At 74.8% G+C, this 18531-nt stretch carries 17 protein-coding genes; 8 read left to right on the top strand and 9 right to left on the bottom strand.

Going from position 1 to position 18531, the window contains the following annotated elements; translation table 11 throughout:
• Positions 1–12 precede the first annotated feature (12 nt).
• The 3 genes from MCM47_RS36050 to MCM47_RS36060 form a co-directional block, all read right to left on the bottom strand.
• On the bottom strand, positions 13–354 hold the full coding sequence (locus MCM47_RS36050; RefSeq protein ID WP_238951236.1) for a DUF4229 domain-containing protein: 342 nt from the start codon (positions 352–354) through the stop codon (positions 13–15).
• 179 nt (positions 355–533) lie between these two features.
• Complete coding sequence (locus MCM47_RS36055; RefSeq protein ID WP_238951237.1) at positions 534–1061, bottom strand: GNAT family N-acetyltransferase; 528 nt, start codon at positions 1059–1061, stop codon at positions 534–536.
• A gap of 87 nt (positions 1062–1148) precedes the next feature.
• Positions 1149–2495 (bottom strand): MFS transporter, encoded by a 1347-nt coding sequence (locus tag MCM47_RS36060; protein WP_374209268.1) that lies wholly within the window; start codon positions 2493–2495, stop codon positions 1149–1151.
• Positions 2496–2624: 129 nt separating this feature from the next.
• Between MCM47_RS36060 and MCM47_RS36065 the strand changes: the two genes are divergently transcribed.
• Entirely contained in the window at positions 2625–3602 is a 978-nt protein-coding gene (locus tag MCM47_RS36065) for a GlxA family transcriptional regulator (RefSeq protein WP_238951238.1), read from the top strand.
• A gap of 530 nt (positions 3603–4132) precedes the next feature.
• Here MCM47_RS36065 and MCM47_RS36070 read toward each other — a convergent pair.
• Complete coding sequence (locus tag MCM47_RS36070; RefSeq protein ID WP_238951239.1) at positions 4133–4648, bottom strand: ATP-binding protein; 516 nt, start codon at positions 4646–4648, stop codon at positions 4133–4135.
• 563 nt (positions 4649–5211) lie between these two features.
• Here MCM47_RS36070 and MCM47_RS36075 point away from each other — a divergent pair.
• Both MCM47_RS36075 and MCM47_RS36080 read left to right on the top strand, forming a co-directional pair.
• Complete coding sequence (locus MCM47_RS36075; protein ID WP_238951255.1) at positions 5212–6009, top strand: sigma-70 family RNA polymerase sigma factor; 798 nt, start codon at positions 5212–5214, stop codon at positions 6007–6009.
• Positions 6006–7202 (top strand): zf-HC2 domain-containing protein, encoded by a 1197-nt coding sequence (locus MCM47_RS36080; RefSeq protein WP_238951240.1) that lies wholly within the window; start codon positions 6006–6008, stop codon positions 7200–7202. Before MCM47_RS36075 ends, MCM47_RS36080 begins: the two co-directional genes overlap by 4 nt.
• A gap of 61 nt (positions 7203–7263) precedes the next feature.
• Here MCM47_RS36080 and purU read toward each other — a convergent pair whose 3' ends face one another.
• Positions 7264–8130 carry a formyltetrahydrofolate deformylase gene (gene purU, locus MCM47_RS36085; RefSeq protein WP_238951241.1) on the bottom strand — a complete coding sequence of 289 codons (867 nt, stop codon included), beginning with the start codon at positions 8128–8130 and terminating at the stop codon, positions 7264–7266.
• 116 nt (positions 8131–8246) lie between these two features.
• Positions 8247–8762 (bottom strand): hypothetical protein, encoded by a 516-nt coding sequence (locus tag MCM47_RS36090; RefSeq protein WP_238951242.1) that lies wholly within the window; start codon positions 8760–8762, stop codon positions 8247–8249.
• Positions 8763–8934: 172 nt separating this feature from the next.
• Between MCM47_RS36090 and MCM47_RS36095 the strand changes: the two genes are divergently transcribed.
• Positions 8935–10236 carry an ABC transporter substrate-binding protein gene (locus tag MCM47_RS36095; protein ID WP_238951243.1) on the top strand — a complete coding sequence of 434 codons (1302 nt, stop codon included), beginning with the start codon at positions 8935–8937 and terminating at the stop codon, positions 10234–10236.
• Between the two features lie 127 nt (positions 10237–10363).
• Here the strand turns inward: MCM47_RS36095 and MCM47_RS36100 are convergent, their stop codons facing one another.
• Positions 10364–11527, bottom strand: coding sequence for a hypothetical protein (locus MCM47_RS36100; RefSeq protein WP_238951244.1), 1164 nt, complete (start codon positions 11525–11527; stop codon positions 10364–10366).
• A 199-nt stretch (positions 11528–11726) separates the two neighbouring features.
• Positions 11727–13103, bottom strand: a complete 1377-nt coding sequence (locus MCM47_RS36105) for a transcriptional regulator (protein ID WP_238951245.1) — start codon at positions 13101–13103, stop codon at positions 11727–11729.
• A gap of 314 nt (positions 13104–13417) precedes the next feature.
• Here MCM47_RS36105 and MCM47_RS36110 point away from each other — a divergent pair, with 314 nt between their 5' ends.
• Positions 13418–14122, top strand: coding sequence for a bifunctional DNA primase/polymerase (locus MCM47_RS36110; RefSeq protein WP_238951246.1), 705 nt, complete (start codon positions 13418–13420; stop codon positions 14120–14122).
• 616 nt (positions 14123–14738) lie between these two features.
• Here the strand turns inward: MCM47_RS36110 and MCM47_RS36115 are convergent.
• The gene (locus MCM47_RS36115; RefSeq protein WP_238951247.1) at positions 14739–15431 is read right to left on the bottom strand and encodes a metal-dependent transcriptional regulator; all 693 of its coding nucleotides are present in this window, start codon (positions 15429–15431) and stop codon (positions 14739–14741) included.
• 221 nt (positions 15432–15652) lie between these two features.
• Here MCM47_RS36115 and MCM47_RS36120 point away from each other — a divergent pair, with 221 nt between their 5' ends.
• From MCM47_RS36120 to MCM47_RS36130, 3 genes are all read left to right on the top strand, one after another.
• The gene (locus MCM47_RS36120) at positions 15653–16417 is read left to right on the top strand and encodes a sugar isomerase domain-containing protein (protein WP_238951248.1); all 765 of its coding nucleotides are present in this window, start codon (positions 15653–15655) and stop codon (positions 16415–16417) included.
• Between the two features lie 295 nt (positions 16418–16712).
• Entirely contained in the window at positions 16713–17630 is a 918-nt protein-coding gene (locus tag MCM47_RS36125; protein WP_238951249.1) for a DUF4231 domain-containing protein, read from the top strand.
• Between the two features lie 73 nt (positions 17631–17703).
• A partial coding sequence (locus MCM47_RS36130) for an alpha/beta fold hydrolase (RefSeq protein WP_238951256.1) occupies positions 17704–18531 on the top strand: 828 nt, incomplete at its 3' end.

Raw genomic sequence — 18531 nt, forward strand, 5'->3', positions numbered from 1 at the left:
CGGCGGCGCGGCTCAGCTCTTCGCGGCGGCTGCGCGGGCGGCGTCGTCGGCGGCGTCCTCCTCGGCGTTCTGCGCCGCGATCCGGTCCGCCGTGCGGTTGCGCAGGCGGTCGACCTTGCCGGAGATCTGGGCCGACATCTCGTCGCGCTGCTTGCTCAGCAGGACGTAGCTGAGCGGTGCCGAGACCACCGCGGCCAGCAGGAAGAGGAAGACCACGCCGAGCTCGCCCCGGACCGGGATCAGCTGGAAGTGGCCGAGCAGCAGGGCGACCAGCAGGCAGCCCAGGAAGATGCTGACCCGCAGGGAGGTGTAACGGAGCGTGGCGTGCGACTTGTTGCTCACATTGCTGCTCACCGGGGACACGTCCTTCTCTGCGCGGGGGCTGGGCCGGTCTCCCAGTGAAGCATGCCCGACGCCCCGCGCGGGGAACGGGTGGCCCGTCCCCCGCGCCCCCGCGTCCCGGGCGCCGCCGCCGGCCGCGCCCGGGGGCCCGCCGGCGCATCCGGCCGGGGGCGCCGGCACCGGCCGCCCGGTCAGCGCAGGTCGAGCCACATGGTGACGTCGTCGCGGTCGTCCCCGGGGGCGACCCGGATGGTGCCCGGCGCCCGTCCGACCTCGACGTAGCCGCAGCGCCCGTAGAACTGCTCCAGGCCGAGGCCGCCGCGGACGTAGAGCCGCAGGCCGGCCAGCCCCCAGCCCCGGGCGAGCCGTTCCGCCTCGGCCATCAGCTCCGCCCCGTAGCCCCGCCCCTGCAGCTCGGGGTGGACCATCACCCGGCTGATCAGCCGCCAGTGGTCCATCGGCGCGAACCGCATCGACTCGAAGAAGAGCATCCCGGCCGGCCTCCCGGTCTCCGCCTCGTGCGCGACCAGCAACCGGTCCGGCCCGGACGGCGCGACGGCCGCGAACTGCTTCTCCGCGGTGACCCAGACCTCGTCCTCCGTCACCGGGGCCACGAAGCCGACGGCGCCGCCCGCGTTGGTGGCGTCGGTCCACAGCCGGACGAGGTCCTGTCGCAGTTCGGCGTCGAGGTCGGGATCGAGCGTGAAGGTGAGTGCCATGGCCGCCGAGCCTATCCGCGCCCCCTCACACCCCGCGACGACGGCCGGCCTTCCACGACGCGGTTCGACGGCGCTGGAGGACGATCTCTAGGACAGGGCCGCAACGGTGCGGTCGGGCCGGTCCTCGCGGTTCGCGCCCAGGGCCAGGCAGAGCAGGACGGCCACCGCGCAGAGGGCGCCGGCCGCGTACCAGGCGAGGTCGTAGTCGCCGAACGCGTCCCGGACCAGCCCGGCCAGTCCGGCCACCACCGCGGCGCCGACCTGGTGGCAGGCCAGCACCCAGCCGAAGACGATCGGCGCGTCCTCGCCGAAGTGGCGGCGGCAGAGGGCGACGGTCGGCGGCACGGTGGCCACCCAGTCCAGGCCGTAGAAGATCACGAAGGCCAGGATCGGCGGCTCCAGCGAGCCCGCGAAGAGCTGCGGGAGCAGGAGCAGCGAGAGGCCGCGCAGCGCGTAGTAGACGACCAGCAGCAGCCGGGAGTCGAAGCGGTCGGTGAACCAGCCACTGGCGATCGTGCCCACCACGTCGAAGACGCCGATCAGCGCGAGCAGGCTCGCCGCGGTGGTGACCGGCAGGCCGTGGTCGTGGGCGGCCGGGATGAAGTGGGTGCCGACCAGGCCGGCCGTGGTCGCGCCGCAGATCGCGAAGGAACCGGCCAGCAGCCAGAACGCCCTGCTGCGGGCCGAGTCGCGGAGCACCCGCAGCGAGCGGGCCAGCGCGCCGCCGGTGGGCGCCGGGGCGGGCGGAGCCTCGGTGGCGCCGTACGGGAGCAGGCCGAGGTCGGCGGGGCGCTCGCGCATCAGCAGCAGCACCGGGACGGCGACCGCGGAGGCGGCCAGCGAGACCACCACGACCGCGGAGCGCCAGCCGTGCTGCTCCACCAGCCAGGCGCCGACCGGCAGGAAGACCAGGTTGCCGGCGGCACCGGCCGCGGTGAGCACGCCGGTGACCAGGCCCTGCCGGGCCCGGAACCAGCGGCCGGTGACGGTGGTGGCGAAGGCGCCGGCCATCGAGCCGCTGCCGAGGCCCACCAGCACGCCCCAGCAGAGGACCAGTTGCCAGGGTTCGCGCATCAACATGGTCAGGCCGGCGCCGACGGAGATGGTGAGCAGCGCGCAGACCACCACCAGCCGCACGCCGAAGCGGTCCATCAGGGCGGCGGCGAAGGGGGCGGTGAGGCCGTAGAGGGCGAGGTTGACCGAGGTGGCGCTGGAGATCGTCGCCATCGACCAGCCGAACTCGTTGTGCAGCGCGTCCATCATCAGGCCGGGCGTGGAGCGGAAGCCGGCCGAGCCGAGCAGCACCAGCAGGGACACGGCCGCCACCACCCAGGCGTAGTGGACCCTGGGCCGGCGCGGGCCGGCGGTGGCGGGAGCGGTGGCGCCGTCGAGGGTGGGGGCGTCGTCGAGGGTGGGGGCGTTCCGTTCGTTCACGCGGCCGAGTCTCCCGAAGGGCCGGAACCCGGGGCGAGTGGCCTGACTGCCAGCTTTCGTAAGAATCGGGCCACCGGTCCGGCGTACGCTGGGGGCCGACACGACGACGGCGGGCGAAGGGGGAGCGAGGTGGCCCACAAGGTCGCGGTGCTGGCGCTCAACGGGGTGATCGCCTTCGAACTGGGCATCCCGGCAAGGATCTTCGAGTCGGCCAGGGACTCCGCGGGCGTCCCGCTCTACCAGGTGGCCACCTGCACGCTGGACGGCCGGCCGGTCGACACCAGCACCGACTTCCGGATCGCCGTCGACCACGGGCCCGAACTCCTGGAGTGGGCCGACACCGTGGTCGTCCCGGCCTCCAAGGACCCGGGGCCGATGCAGGCGGACGCCCGGCTCACCCCCGAGCTCGGCGCCGCACTGGCCAGGATCCGGCCCGGCACCCGGCTGGTGTCGATCTGCACCGGCTCCTTCGTGCTGGCCGCCGCCGGCCTGCTGGACGGCCGTCCGGCCACCACCCACTGGCGCTACACCGAGCGCTTCGCGGCGCTCTTCCCGGCCGTCCGGCTCGACCCGGACGTGCTGTTCACGGACGACGGCGACGTGCTCACCTCCGGCGGGGTGGCGGCCGGTGTCGACCTCTGCCTGCACATCGTCCGCCGCGACCACGGCAGCGCGGTGGCCAACACGGTGGCCCGCCACTGCCTGGTGCCGCCGTGGCGCGAGGGCGGCCAGAAGCAGTACGTCGAGCTCCCCCGCCCGAGTGCCGAGCCCGGCAGCGGCACGGCCGCCGTCCGCGCCTGGGCGCTGGAGCACCTCGCGGAGCCGCTGTCGCTGCGGCAGCTCGCCGACCGGGCCGGCATGAGCGTGCGCACCTTCACCCGACGTTTCCGGGACGAGACGGGCGCCAGCCCCGGCCAGTGGCTCACGGTGCAGCGCACCGAGCGGGCCCGTCAGCTGCTGGAAAGCACCGATCTGACGGTCGACCAGGTGGCCCGGGAGTCCGGCTTCGGCACCGCCGCCTCGCTCCGGCTACAGCTGCGCGGCCGGCTGGACGTAGCGCCGAGCGCGTACCGGCGGACGTTCCGGACGGCCGAACGGGTCGGCTGACGCCCCGGCGGGCGGACCTGACGGCGGCTGCTCGCGCACCTGCCGTCCCGACGGCGGCCGGCGCACGGACGCGCACCGAACCCGACGGCGGCCGACGCACGGACGCGATCCCTCCGGAAATGGCGCGAAAGTGAGTCCCCCGTCGACCGGACCAGGCCCTACGGAACGGGCGGACCGGACGGATCGGATGGCGGCGGGCCGCACGCACCCCGAGCACGGCACGGCCGGCCGCCATCCAATCGCAGCGCACGGGCCCTGAACCCGCACGACCGCCCTCCGCACTCGCCAAGGAGCCACCACGCGATCGGCAGCGCACGGCCCCCCTGCTGACATGGTCCCCCTGGACAGCAGCACCGCAGCGGCGTTCGGGTGTTCCCTCGGCGTCCCCTCGCAACGAAGAGCTGCTCCCAAGCGTGATCAGTCGGATACATCACGTCAATGGGTTGTCCGAAATTCGGAATGGTTGCGTCAGGTTTCGGCCCGATGATCGCCGACGGGTCGGCGGCGGACGGGCCGCGCCTGTCGGACCGTCACTGCGCCAGCGCGGCCCAGTCCACGGCGGCCAGCGGGTCCACCGGCGGGGCGTCCGCGCCGATCTCGCACCAGACCCGCTTGCCCGAGCCGTCCGGGTACCAGCCCCAGCGGTCGCAGAGCAGCTCGACGAGTTCCAGGCCTCGACCGCTGGTGGCGTCGGTGTCCGGGCCGGCGTGCCGGGGGGCGGGGGCCGCCTGGCTGGCGTCGGCGACCTCGACCCGCAGCGGACCGACCGTCGCCGACTCGCGCACCCCGCCGGTGTCCCCGACCGGGGCGTGAGCGGCCTCCCGGGCGGCGCCGTCCATCGGGAAGCAGAGCCGCAGGACGGCCGGACTGCCGGTGTGCACCACGGCGTTGGTCACCAGCTCGGAGACCACCAGCACCACCGTCTCGGCGATCGGAGCGTCCGGGTCCACACCGTGGTTGAGCAGTCGCGAGCGCACCCACCGACGGGCCCGGCCGACCTCGGCGGGGTCCGCCTGCACCGCCAGCTGTACCTGTAGAACCTGCACCGCTCCACCACCCGCACTCGCAGTTCGGCCGCCGCCTCGATCGGGATCGGCCGTCCGACCGGCCCGGGCGCGCTCCGGGCCACCGCCTCCGGGCCTGCGCACGTCGCACCCGGCACGTCCGGCCCGCGCCAACTCGTCCGTCGCTCACCGGCCGCGACACGAATACGCCTCAGGATGAGTCGGCGGGAGGACCGCAGCAAGCGCTTCGGGCATATTCCAGCGATCGGGGGACAGGGCAGGGCATACTGTCCCGTTCACTATCGCGAGCCTCGCACCGGCGCTCGTCCGACCGGGCCGACCGGCCGGACACGCAGGGCGAACCTACCGTCGGACGCCCCATGGACCGGGCCCGCCACTCGTGAACCACCCGTGCGACATATGTCCACGCCCCGTCGAACAGCCGGAGCCTCGGCAGATCCCACGATGTGACGATCCGAAACCCCGGTGTTCTGCTTCTTTCGCGGAATCCCGCCCGCCCGCCGAAGGGCGGAGGATACCGTGGGACGAGGCCGCGGAACAGCGGCGGTACGCGGCGGAACCCCAGGGCGGGAGGGTGGTTGACGGTGGCCACCCCCGGCGGCGCCCCGCGGTGGGACGAGCAGCTCCAGCGCCGCCTCGCCCGCGGTGAGGAGACGGCCCTGGGCGAGCTCTACGACCAGCTCGCGCCGATGGTGCACGGGCTGGCCGGGCGGATACTGGCCGACCAGGCCGCCGCCGCCCAGCTCACCCGGGAGATATTCGCCCACGTCTGGGAGCACCCCGAGGACTTCGACCCCGCCGAGGGTTCGCTCCGCTCCTGGATCGGCGCCCTGACCCACCGCCGCGCCGTGGAGCGGCTCCGGGTCCGGCGTGCGGCCGAGGCGTTGCCCGGCCACGGCGGTCACTCCGGTCACGACGGCTACGACGGCTACGACGGCCACGGCGGCCACGGCGGCCACGGCGGCCACGGCGACTACGACGACCGCGGCGGCGGTCGGAACGGCCACGGCCACGGCACCGACGCCGGGGACGACGCCCGCCCGGCCGGCCAGCCCGGCACCCACGACCGGGTCGAGGAGGAGATCCGCACCGTCGCCACCGCCGCCCGGATCCAGGTCGCCGTCGACTCCCTGCCGCAGACCCTGCGTGAGACCATCACGGTGACGTACTACGACGGCCGCACCTACCAGGAGACGGCCCGCCGGCTCGGCATCAGCGAACAGACCGCCAAGCAGCGGATGCGGCTCGGCCTGGAGCTGCTGGCCACCGAACTCGCCGCGGAGCGCGCCCGCCAGCGACGGGCCCGCCCGGGCGGCGACGACCGGCGGCAGGGCGGCTGCGGACACCGGCACGGGAACGGGGACGGGGACGGGGGCACGTGACGACCACCGAGGAGCAGCACGAGGCCCTGCGCTCGCTGCTCGGCGCCTGGGCCCTCGGCGCCTGCCCGCCGCACGAGGCCGCCGAACTGGAGCGCCACCTGCGGGCCTGTCCCGAGTGCGCCGACGAGGCCGCGCGGCTGCGCGAGGCGGCCGGCTGGCTCGCCGTCGACGAACCGCTCGACCAGCCCGGCCCGCTCCGCCAGCAGGTGCTCGACTGGTGCCTGGCCCGGCGCCCCGCCGAACTGCCCGTCCCGGCCTGGGGCGCGCCGTACGCGGCGGAGACGGCGAAGCTGGACGCGCTGCTGCGCGACCTGGGCCCGGAGGAGTGGCAGGAGGTGGCCGAACTCCCCTGGCACGGCGGCACCGAGTACCTGCGCCCGGCCGAGGTGCTCTGCCACCTCGCCGCCGTGGACGGCTTCCTGGCGGTCGCCCTCGGCATGCCCGACCCCGTCCCGGGCGGCCCCGCGCCGGTCGGCGGGCGCCGGGTGCCGCCGCAGGAGCATCGCCCCGACCCGCCGCGGGTGCCCGCCCAGGGCGGGCCGGGGGACGACGGCCGGCCGTGGGACGCCATCACCCGGCGGACCGCCCGGCTCGCCGCCGAACAGGCCGGGCAGCCGCCGCAGCGGGTCCGCGCCCGGTGGCGCCGGCACTGCCACGAGCTGGTCCGCACCGCCGCGCTGGCCCCGCACGGCAGCACGCCGGTCGACTACGGCTTCGCGACCGTCCCGCTGCGCGACGCCTTCGTCGACCGGGCCTTCGAGACCTTCGTCCACGGCGAGGACGTGGCCCGCGCCGTGGCGTACCCGTACGACCCGCCGGCCCCGCAGCACCTGCGGCAGATGGTCGACCTGGCGGTCCGGATGCTGCCGCTCGCGCTGGCGGGGCTGCGCGCCGCCCGCCCCGAGCACGCCGGGGCGCCCGCGGGCGCGCCGGACGGCGGCCGCCGGACCGGGCGGCAGCTCCGGCTGGTGATCGACGGGCCGGCGGCCGGCGAGTGGCTGGTACCGCTGGACGGCCCGGACGGCGGGCCGCCGGGCGGCGAGCCGGTGGCCTCGATGGTGCTGGACGGGCTGGAGTTCTGCCAGCTGGCCGCCGCGCACCGCGATCCGGACCGGCTGCCGGTGGGCGAGCACGGTGACCGGGCCGCGATCCGCGAGGTGCTCCACGCCATGCCGCTGCTGTCGCGCCCGTAGCGCGGCGCCCGCGGCCGGGGCCGGGGCCTCAAGCCCAGGCCCCACCACCGGCCGTCAGGCGTCAGGCGAAGACGACCGTGCGGCTGCCGTTGAGCAGCACGCGGTGCTCGCTGTGCCACTTCACCGCGCGGGCCAGCGCCTGGCACTCGACGTCCCGGCCGAGCGCGACCAGCTGGTCCGGGGTGACGTCGTGGGTCACCCGGGCCACCTCCTGCTCGATGATCGGGCCCTCGTCCAGGTCGGCGGTGACGTAGTGCGCCGTGGCGCCGATCAGCTTCACGCCGCGGGCGTGCGCCTGGTGGTACGGCTTGGCGCCCTTGAAGCTCGGCAGGAAGGAGTGGTGGATGTTGATCACCCGGCCGGACAGCGCCGTGCAGAGCTCGTCCGAGAGCACCTGCATGTAGCGGGCCAGCACGACCAGCTCGACGTTCTCCTTGGCGACCAGGTCCAGCAGCTGCTGCTCGGCCTCGGCCTTGGTGTCCCGGGTGACCGGGATGTGGTGGAACGGGATCCCGTAGCCCTCGGTGAGGTCCCGGAAGTCGGTGTGGTTGGAGACCACCGCGGCGATCTCCACCGGCAGCGCACCGATCCGGGTGCGGAACAGCAGGTCGTTCAGGCAGTGCCCGAACTTGCTGACCATCAGGACGATCCGCATCCGCTCCGCGGTCGGGTGGATCTGCCAGTCCATCCCGAACGAGGCCCCGATCGCGGCGAAGCTGGCCCGCAGCTTGTCGGCGGTGATCTCCTCGACGGCGGAGAAGTGCACCCGCATGAAGAACAGCCCGCTGTCCCGGTCACCGAACTGCTGGCTGTCGATGATGTTGCAGCCGGTCATGAAGAGGTAGCTGGAGACCGCGTGGACGATGCCCTGCTTGTCGGGGCAGGACAGCGTGAGGACGTACTGGGCGCTGGCCGTCTGCTGTTCCACGTGGGGGGTATCCCGTCCTGAGGTCGTGCCGTCGGTGAGTGGTCCAGCGTGTCACATCCTGGACGGCAGCCGCCCCGCTGCCCGTACTGCGGGACGGCCCGGCTCACCGCGGGACGTCAGGACGAGGTCAGGATCCGCAGCACGTCCAGCGAGCGCGGCGGGGCGTCCGGGTCCTCACCGTCGTTGGTCGCGAGCTTGACGTGCGCCTCGCGGGCGGCCCGGACCGCCTCCGGCCAGCCGTGGTGTCCGAGGTAGGCGGAGGCCGGGGCGTCGGCACCGACCTCGTGCAGGATCCGGACCACCCGGAGCACCGCGACGTCCACCACCGCGGCCTCGGCCGAGTCGCGGAAGATCGTCCCGACGTACTTCTCGGCCGACCAGCGGTCCAGCCAGGTGTCCTCCACCAGGCGGTAGACGGCGTCGGTCACGTCGCCGAAGCCCGCACGGCCGGACAACCAGGTCTCCTGCTGGAACCCGGGGTCGGACAGCATGTGGAGCGCCGAGCGGAGACGGGCTCGCCAGCGCCACCAGGGCAGGTCGTTGAGCGGCATGCCGCCCATCGTGCTGGAGCGGTGGCCCGGACGAGAAGGGTTTCGGGCAGACCGATACGAAGAATCTGTGCTGGCGGACATGGCTGACGATCGTACGTTCCCCCACCGTTCGTGCTCCACTCCGCATCTACACGCGTCCGACCCTGGATTTCGACTTCCGTTGGTGAACCGTTCGCCGAGCGGTCCTCTCGGCTTGCGGCACCGGGGCTTGGCTGTTCCCGGTGCGCCGCAGCAGCCTCAGGAGGGAAGACCGATGAGCAGCCGAAGGGGCCCGTCCCAGGATCACAGCACGATCACCGAGCGGCAGCGTCGCCGCCCGATCGCCGCAGTCGCCGCCGCCGCGGCCCTGTTCCCGACCCTCTTCTCGGCCTCCGCGTGCGGCGGACCGGCCGATGCCGCCACCAAGAGCGGTGACCTCACCGTCATGACCTGGGCACCGTCCGGCACGGGCAGCGCCGACCGGCCCGGCATGACCGCTCTCGCCGAGGCGATCGGCAAGGACATCAACACCAAGGGCGGCCTCAACGGCCGCACCATCCGGGTGCTCACCTGCAACGAGCACAACACCGCGGCCGGGGCCACGGCCTGCGCCCAGCAGGCGGTGGACGCCAAGGTGGTCGCCGTGATCGGGTCGTACAGCCAGTACGGCGACCGGTTCATGCCGCTCCTCGAGCGGGCCGGCATCCCGCTGATCGGCGGCTACGGGATCTCCCAGCCCGAGTTCAGCAGCCCGCTCTCGTACCCGGTGGCCGGCGGCATGCCGGCGCTGATCGGGGGCAGCGGCCGCCAGCTGGTGGAGGCCGGCTGCAAGAGCGTCTCGCTGGTCCGGCCGGACACCCCGGCCGGGGACAACCTGCTCGGCTACCTGGCCAACGCGCTCAAGCCGGCCGGGATCAAGCTGCTCGACGTGAAGGCACCGGAGCAGTCCTCCGACTACTCGGCGGTGATCCGCAAGGCGGTCGGCAAGGACGAGGCGGGCACCTGCATGACCTCCGCCCTGGCCGCCGAGCCGACCGGCAACCTGTTGGACTCCTTCCGCCGGGTGGGGCCGAAGAACACCAGGATCGCCTCGGTGATCGGCAGCGTGCAGCAGTCGGTGGTCGACTCGACGGGGGGCGACGGCGGTCCCCTCGCCGGCGCCTACGTGACCGGCTGGTTCCCGCCGGAGTCCGCCAGGATCTGGGACTCGCTCCGCGCGGTGGTCCGCAGCGACGCCGCCGGCGGCAAGGCCATCGACGTGGCCGACCCCGGGGTGCAGACCACCTGGGTCGGGTACGAGGTGTTCCGGCAGATCTCCGACCGGCTGAGCGCGGCCGGGCGGCCGGTCACCGCCAAGACGATCACCGCGCTGCTGGACGGCGGCGAGCAGGTGGACGTGGGCCTGACCCCGCCGCTGAACTGGGGCACCACCAACATGCTGCCGAGCACCGAGTCGCCCCGGCTGGTGAACACCTGGGTCACGTACCAGGTGGTCAAGGGCGGTCGGCTCGCCCTCCAGCAGCCAGGCTTCGTCGACGTGCGCTGGGTGCTCACCGGCGCCAGGCCGCCGGCCTGACGCCGTCGCCGGAGGGGTCGGCCCGGGTCACCGGTCCGGCCCCCCGGCGTTCCCCGGCCGGGCGGCCGGCCTCGGCGTTGCGCCCCGGGCGTCCCGCCCCGGCGTTCCCGGCCTTCCGGGCGGCGGCTCAGAGGTCGCCGTCGCCGCGGTTCGGCAGGCCGGTCTGGCCGGCGATCGTGTTCCAGAGGCCGGAGGCCTGCTTCTTCGCGGTGGTGGCCGAGCCGCTGGCCTGCACCGCGTTCTTGTAGTGCTGGTTGTCGGTCTTCTTGGGGTCGCAGCCGCCCTGCATGTCGCCGGCCCAGGCCGCGTACTCGTCGTCGGCGGTCGCCGAGGCCTGCCAGGCCGCATTGAGCTGCTCGACCAGCTGCGGGCCGCTCGGCAGCTTGTCCGTCTTCAGGGCGGCCAGCTTGGTCTGCAGCTCCCGGCGCTTGCCCGCGGCGTCGGTCAACGCCTGCTGGGACTCCGGCAGCTTGTCGCACCTCTGCACCGCGCCCACCGCGCCGATCACCGCCTGGCGGCTGTCGTTGGCGGTGCCCAGCAGGTCGGAGAGCGCCTGGGCCTGGGCCTTGACCTCCGGGCTGACGGACGGGGCCGCCGAGCCGGTCGCGGCCGGCGAACCGGTGGACGTGGCGCTGCCGGTGACCGCCGGGCCGGCCTTCTTCTCCGGGCCGGGCGCGTCGTCACCGCCGCTCATCAGGACGGCGACCAGGACGCCGGCCGCCACGCAGCCCGCCACCACACCGCCGACGACCAGCTTGGTGGACGAACGGCCACCGCCCCCGGAGCCGGACCGGGTCGCAAGGTCCTGGCCCGGGTACTCCGGCGCGGCCGGCTGGCCGTACCGGCCCTGCTGGGCGGGGTAGCCCTGACCGGGCTGCTGCGGGTAGCCGGGGGCCGGTGCGGCCTGCGGGTGGCCGGGCTGGGCCGGGTAGCCGCCGGCGGCCGGGTCCGCGGTGGGGTACGGCGGCAGGTACTGCGTGTCCGGGGCCGGCTCGGCCGGCACGCCCTGAGGGTAGCCGGCCTGCGGCGCCCCGCCCCACGGCGCGGCCTGGGCCGGCATGGCCTGGGTCGGCAGGGCGTGCGCGCCCTCGCCGAGGTACTCGGGCCGGCCGGACGGCGGCCCGGCCGGAGGCAGGTAGGACTGGCCGGTCGACGGCTGCTGCTGACCGGGCACGGCCTGGCCGTGGCCCTGCGGCTGGCCCGGCTGGCCCTGCGGCTGGCCGGGCTCGGGGCGGAACAGGTCGTCCAGGTTGAAGTCACCCGAGTTGGGGTACGAGCGGCGCTGGCTCAACGCGATTCCTCACCTGTGCACGACCGCGCGCTGACGGCGGACCACATCTCGTCGGTTCTTGGGAGCATCACAGTTCCTTGGACGTCACGCCCACGCTACCGGTTCACCGAACCGGGTGACCACGTGGGCGGTCCATCCCTCACCGGCCCCTCACCTGCGCGCCGACGCCCTGCTCGGGCGGACCGACCGGGCCGCCCGCTCAGGCGGCCTCCGCCTCCGCGCGGGCCTGGAACTCGCGGACCACCCGCTGTTCCCGGTAGGGCTCCAGCCGGCGCCGGAACTCGTCGAGGTACTCCACCCCCCGGTTCGACCGCAGCCCGCTGAGCAACCGGACCGCCTGGGCGCCCGTCTCGCAGGCCCGCTCCAGGTCGCGCTGCTGCAGCTGCGCCGTCGCGAGCAGCACGAGGTCCACCGCGCGGCGGCGCACCCGCGTCGGCGGGTGCAGGTCGAGCGCCCGCCGGGCGTAGTGCTCGGCCGGGCCGGCCTGCTCCAGGTCCCGGTGGCAGTGGGCCAGCTCGTCGGCGAGGTAGGCGTCGTCGAAGTGGGCGATCCAGTCCGGATCGTCCTCCGGACGCCGCCTCTCCATCGCCTCCAGCGCCTTGGCGGCCACCGCCTCGCACGACCGGGCGTCACCGAGCAGTGCGTGGCCGCGCGCCTCGGCGGCGTAGAACATCGCCATCGCCGTCGGGGTGGCGACCGAACGGGCTCCCTCCTGGGCGGCCCTGGCCAGTTGGGCGATCTCCCGCGGGTTGCCCAGGGTCGCGGCCAGGTGGCTCATCGAGGCGGCCAGCACGTAGCCGCCGTAGCCGCGGTCGTCCGCGGCCTGGGCGAGCCGCAGCGCCTGGATGTAGTAGCGCTGGGCCAGGCCGGGCTGACCGGTGTCCACCGCCATGTAGCCCGCCAGCTCGGTCAACCGGGCCACCGCCGCGAAGAGTTGCCGACCGGTCTCCTCCCGGTAGGCGCCGCCGAGCAGGCCGGAGACCACGCTGTTCAGGTAGTGCACCACCACCGGGCGGACGTGGCCGCTGCCGAAGCGGTGGTCGAGGTCGACCAGCATGGCCGTGGTCGCCTTGATCGCCGCCACGTCGGTCGGGCCGACCCGCGGACCGCCGGTGCGCGCGACCACCGGGTCGGGCGGGGTGATCAGCCAGTCCCGGCTGGGCTCGACCAGCGCGGAGGCCGCGACCGTCGCCCCGGTGAGGAAGTCCCGCCGGCCGACGTCGCTGCGCCAGAGCTCGCAGACCTGCTCCAGGGCGGCGCTCAGGGTCGGCGCGAACTGCAGCCCGATGCCGGAGCTGAGGTTCTTGCCGTCGGCCATGCCGATCTCCTCGACCGACACGCTCCGGCCGAGTTTGCGGCCCAGCGCCTCCGCGATCACCGCCGGCGCCTGCCCCCGCGGCTGCTGGCCGCGGAGCCAGCGCGCGACGGAGGTCTTGTCGTAGCGCAGGTCCAGGCCGTGTTCGGCGCCGCAGAGGTTGACTCTCCGCGCCAGACCGGCGTTGGAGCAGCTGGCCTCCTGGATCAGCTGCTGCAGACGCTCGTTGGGCTGTCGTGCGACAAGTGGTCTCGCGGCCATTGGGCTTCGCCTCCCCACACCCTCCGGTCCGGCCGGCGGGCGACGATTCTGCTGATCTGTTGCCGACTGTCCGACCGTCCAAGGAATCTGACACAAGGTTAGCGATCAGCGACGCCCCCGGGATACCCACGGTGACAATCCCCACCCCCCACGCGCCCGGGGAAATGCTCCCGTGCGCCCCCACTGCGCCCGCCACCGCACGCCACCCCCGCACCGGCTCGACCGCCTCACCGGTTCGGGTGACATTGCCACCGCGCGGCCGACCGGCCCGCACCGGCCCGTAACCAGCCTCACGCACGGTAGTTGAGCAGCGCGTGGAAGACATCCCAGATCCCCCCGACCAGGGCAGCGCCGGACTGCCCCCGCTGCTCATCGAAGCCGTCAGCTACGCCGAGAGCCGGCACTGGGAGGTCGCCCCGGGCGCCTGGCTCATCGACGGCGACGGACCGGCCCGGTGCTCGTGCGGCGACCTGCGGTGCCCGCTGCCCGGCGCGCACCCGATCGACGCGGACTGGGCGCGCAAGGCGAGCGCCGGCCCCGGCGCGGTGCGGCGCTGGTGGACGGAGCGGCCGGAGGCCTCGATCCTGCTGCCCACCGGGCGCTCGTTCGACGTCCTGGACGTCCCGGAGGTGGCCGGCTGCCTGGCGCTGGCCCGGATGGAGCGGATGGACCTCCAGCTCGGCCCGGTGGTGGCCGTCCCCGCCGCGCCCGGGCGGTCCGGCCGCCGGCTGCACTTCCTGGTGCTGCCGGGCGTGGCCGCCAAGGTGCCGGAGATGCTGCGCAGGCTCGGCTGGCCGCCCGGCCGGCTCGACCTGGTGGCCCGCGGCGAGGGCGACTGGACGGTGGCCCCGCCGTCCCGGGTCGGCCCGTCCGCCTTCGCCCAGTGGGCCCGCTCGCCGTCAGCGCTGAACCGCTGGCTGCCGGACGCCGCCGAGCTGATCAGCCCCCTCGCCTACGCGTGCGGGCGCGAGGCCCCCTCCCCCCGCCCCCAGGCGGCCCAGCCGGCGCCGGTGCACTGACCCGCCCCTTGACGCTCCTTCGGCCCCTCTCCGGGACCGCCCCTGGGCCGTTCGGGCCCCGCCCCCGGCCGTCCGGCCCCGGGAATCCGACGGTGATTCACCGTCCCGTGGACAGCCGCCCTGCGCCGATCGGGTGAGGGTGTGCCACGCGCGACACCCCGCGCGCGACTGACGGGCCTTGCCTCCCACCGGAGGCGGGGCCCGTCAGACGCATGTGCGGATAAGGCTTCGGTGTACCCGCTGGTCAACGGCGCAAGCCCCTCGTACGAGTGACAGCGCTCAAGGATTGCCATGATCTGCCGAGGGGAGGAATTCCACCGTGAGGGGACGCCGGAAGGGACGCTCGGACGGGGAAGCCGGGCGGGGCGGTCGGGAGGGAACGGAGGGGACGGGGGGAACGGAGGGGCCGTGGCACCGGCCGGGTTCGGGGAGGCCGGTGCCACGGAAGCGGGGGGGGGGGGAGGGACGGGAGGGAACGGGGTGGGAACGGGGTGGGAACGGCAGGGCCCGGTGCGCGGGGACGCACCGGGCCCTGTTCGCTGCGGCGGTGCCTGCCGCGAGGCCTGCGGAGAAGCCGGTCGGGCCATGCCCGGACCGGCTCGGTCGGAGCGGGCCGTCAGGCCTGCGCGACGAACACGTGCGCGGCGATGTCCTTGCCCAGCTCGGCCGCGTTGTCGCCGGTGCCCACCAGCACCCCGCCGACCCCGGGGGCGACCCGCACCGTCGAGCCCGGCCGGACGCCGGCCCGGCGCAGCGTGCGCATCAGCTCGCCGTCGGTCTGGATCGGCTCGCCGATCCGGCGGACCACCACGTCGGCGCCGTCCTCGCCCGGGCTCACCGAGTCCAGCGGCACGAGCGCGGCGTCGAAGCCCTCGCCCTCGGCCTTGGCGTCGCCCAGCTCGTCCAGGCCCGGGATCGGGTTGCCGTACGGGGACTGGGTGGGGTGGCCGAGCATGGCGAGCACCTTGCGCTCCACCGTCTCGCTCATCACGTGCTCCCAGCGGCAGGCCTCCTCGTGGACCTGCTCCCACTCCAGGCCGATGACGTCGACCAGCAGGCACTCGGCGATGCGGTGCTTGCGCATCACCCGCACCGCGAGCCGGCGACCCTCCTCGGTGAGTTCGAGGTGGCGGTCGCCCGCGACCTGGAGCAGCCCGTCGCGCTCCATCCGGCCGACCGTCTGGCTGACCGTGGGGCCGCTCTGTTCCAGGCGCTCGGCGATCCGGGCACGCATCGGAACGATGCCCTCCTCCTCCAGTTCCAGGATGGTGCGAAGGTACATCTCAGTGGTGTCGATCAGCCCAGACATCGCCGCTGGCTCCGTTCTTCGGTGTCCTCACCGCCAATTCTGACCTACCGCACCGACAACCGGGCCCGCCCAGGGGCTTCCGGGAAGGGTTTTCGTTCCTGTTGACAGCGGCACCGGTGAGACAGCACGGTGCTCGCCGTAGCTTTCTCCATCGGCGGTCTGGACCACCCCGGCCCGCCCCACCCGGCCGGCTCCCCCGCCGGCAGAGAGCGAAGGCACAGATGAGCGACCTGGTCGGCCGGTACTTCGACGCCGCGATCGCCCACCTCCAGCGGGTCCGCGCCGAGGAGGCCGAGACCATCGAGGCCGCGGGCGCGCTGCTGGCCGAGGCGGTCACCGAGGGGCGCCGGATCTTCACCTTCGGCTCCGGCCACTCCGCGCTGCCGGCCCAGGACGTGGTCTACCGGGCCGGCGGGCTGGTCCCGGTGAACCTGCTGAACGTCCCCGGGATGGCCGGGGTGACGGTGATGCCGGCGCCGCTTTCCAGTGCCCTGGAGCGGGTCTCCGGACTGGCCACCACTACCCTGGACCTCACCCCCGCCACCGCCGGCGACCTGCTCTTCGTCATCTCGCTCTCCGGCCGCCAGGTGATGCCGGTCGAGCTGGCCCGGTACGCCCGCGACCGCGGCCTGAAGGTGGTGGGGGTGACCTCGCTGGCCTACCCGGGCGAGGTCCCGTCGGCGCACCCGTCGGGCACCTACCTGAAGGACCACTGCGACGTCGTGCTGGACAGCAAGATCGCGGTCGGTGACGGCGAGCTGAGCCACCCGGCGGCCGAGACCTCCTTCGGCCCGGTCTCCACCGTCGTCACCAGTGCGCTGATGCAGGCCGTGGTGGCCTCGGCGGTCGGCCGGCTGGCCGACGCGGCGGCGGCCGGTGACGGCGCCGCCCCGCCGCTGTTCCGCTCCGGCAACGTGCCCGGCGGCACGGAGTGGAACGCCAAGCAGATGGCCGACAACGCGGACCGGATCTTCTACACCTACTGAGCCCCGCGCGGCCCGACCTGCTGAGCCCCGCACGGCCCGGGTGAGGTACGGGGCCGGGCCCGCGGGCCCCCGGGGGCCGGGGGCGCACGGCGCGCGGTCCGCGCCGACCCGCCCGGGCCCGCCGCCCGCCCCCGCAAGGCCGGAGCACCGCGATATGGGACAACCTGCGGCGGCTTCCCGGCCATTGCGGCCGGTCCGCGGCCGGACCAGGCGTACCGCGGCGGTGGGGCGGGCAGGAGAGCGGTGCGACCGGAGCGACGGGTGGGGGCCGAGGATGGCGTCGGGTGGGGAGCCGATGGGGAGGGTGCGGGAGCACGAGCTGCTGCCCGCACTGTTCTGGACGGCCGACTCGGCCTCGTTGCAGGGGCAGCGCCGGTCCGTCCTGCTCTCGGCCTGGGAACTGGTGCTGCTGGTCGCCGCGGCCGGGTTCGGCTCCGCCGACGGCGAGCCGTGGGCCTGGTCGGCCGCGGTGGCCTACCTCGGCGCGATCGGCCTCGCGGTGGTGATCAGCCGGCAGAACCCGCAGGGCCTCTGGTACGAGGGCCGGGCGGCCGCGGAGTCGGTGAAGACGCTCGCCTGGAAGTTCGCCGTCCGGGCCGACGCCTTCCAGCCGCCGCCGCGCACCCTGCCCGACGCCGAGGGGCTGTACAGCTTCCAGCTCGGCCGGGTGCTGAACGCCTTCCGGGGCAGCCGCGCGGTCGGCGCGGCCGCGGAGGGGCCCGACGCGCCGATCACCGCGGCGATGCGCGGCCTGCGCGACCAGCCGCTGGCGGTGCGCCGCGAGGTCTACCTGCGGGAGCGGATCCTGGTGCAGCACGACTGGTACCGCTCCAAGGCCCGGTACTGCGCCCGGGCCGGCTTCTGGACCGGCGTGCTCGGCGTGGTGCTGCCGGGGCTCGGCCTGGTGCTCGCGGTGCTGCGGGCGATGGGCGGCTTCGGCTACGACGCGCTCGGCACCGTCTCGGCGGTGGCCGCCTCGGTCACCGCCTGGGCCCAGCTGCGCCAGTACCGGCCGCTGGCCGCCGCCTACGGGCTGGCCGCGGACGAGCTGGAGCTGATCCGCGACCAGCTGGCCCGGCTCGACCTGGGCGCGGCGGACGCCGAGGAGGTCTGGGCCAGGCTGGCCCGGGACGCCGAGGACGCCGTCTCCCGCGAGCACACCACCTGGCAGGCCCGCCGGGAGGTCCGCGGGACCACGGACCGGGACCACTGACGGAGGACCGAACGACCGGGGCCGCCGACCGGAGCACCCCGGAGTACCGAGGAGGCCGCGCGTGACGTTACGGATGGTCAAGGCGGCGGACGGCCGCGCCCTCGCCGTCGAGACCGTGGGCGACCCGCGCGGCCGGCCGGTGTTCCTGCTGCACGGCACGCCCGGCAGCCGGGTCGGCCCGCACCCGCGCACCAGCGTCCTCTACCGCCTGGGCATCCGGCTGGTCTCCTTCGACCGGCCCGGCTACGGCGACTCGGCCCGGCTGCCCGGACGCCGGGTCAGCGCGGCCGCGGCCGACGTGCGGACCATCGCCGACGAGCTCGGCATCGACCGCTTCGCCGTCCTCGGCCGCTCGGGCGGCGGCCCGCACGCGCTGGCCTGCGCCGCGCTCCTGCCCGAGCGGGTCACCCGGGTCGCGCTGCTGGTCAGCCTGGCCCCCCGGAACGCGGCCGGCCTGGACTGGTACGGCGGGATGACGCCCCCCAACGTCCGGGCCTACCAGGAGGCCGAGCGCGGGCACGACCAGATCGCCGCCTCGATGCGGTTCCGCTCCGAGCAGATCAAGGCCGACCCGGTCCGGCTGCTCAAGGGCCTGCGGCCCGAACTCCCGGCCACCGACCGCGAGGTGGTCGCCGACACCGGGCTGCGCCGGATGCTGCAGAGCAACTACCGCGAGGCGTTCCGGCACGGCGCCGACGGCTGGATCGACGACGTCCTGGCCTTCACCGCCGACTGGGGCTTCAAGGTCCAGGACATCGCCGTGCCGAGCTGGCTCTGGCACGGCGCCGACGACCAGTTCTCACCGGTCGAGCACTCCCGCTGGCTGGCCGACCACATTCCCGGCGCCGCCCTCTACCTGGAGCCGGGCGCGGCCCACTTCGGCGCGTTCCGGGTGATGACC

This window comes from Kitasatospora sp. A2-31 (genome assembly GCF_022288725.1).
GTDB lineage: Bacteria > Actinomycetota > Actinomycetes > Streptomycetales > Streptomycetaceae > Kitasatospora.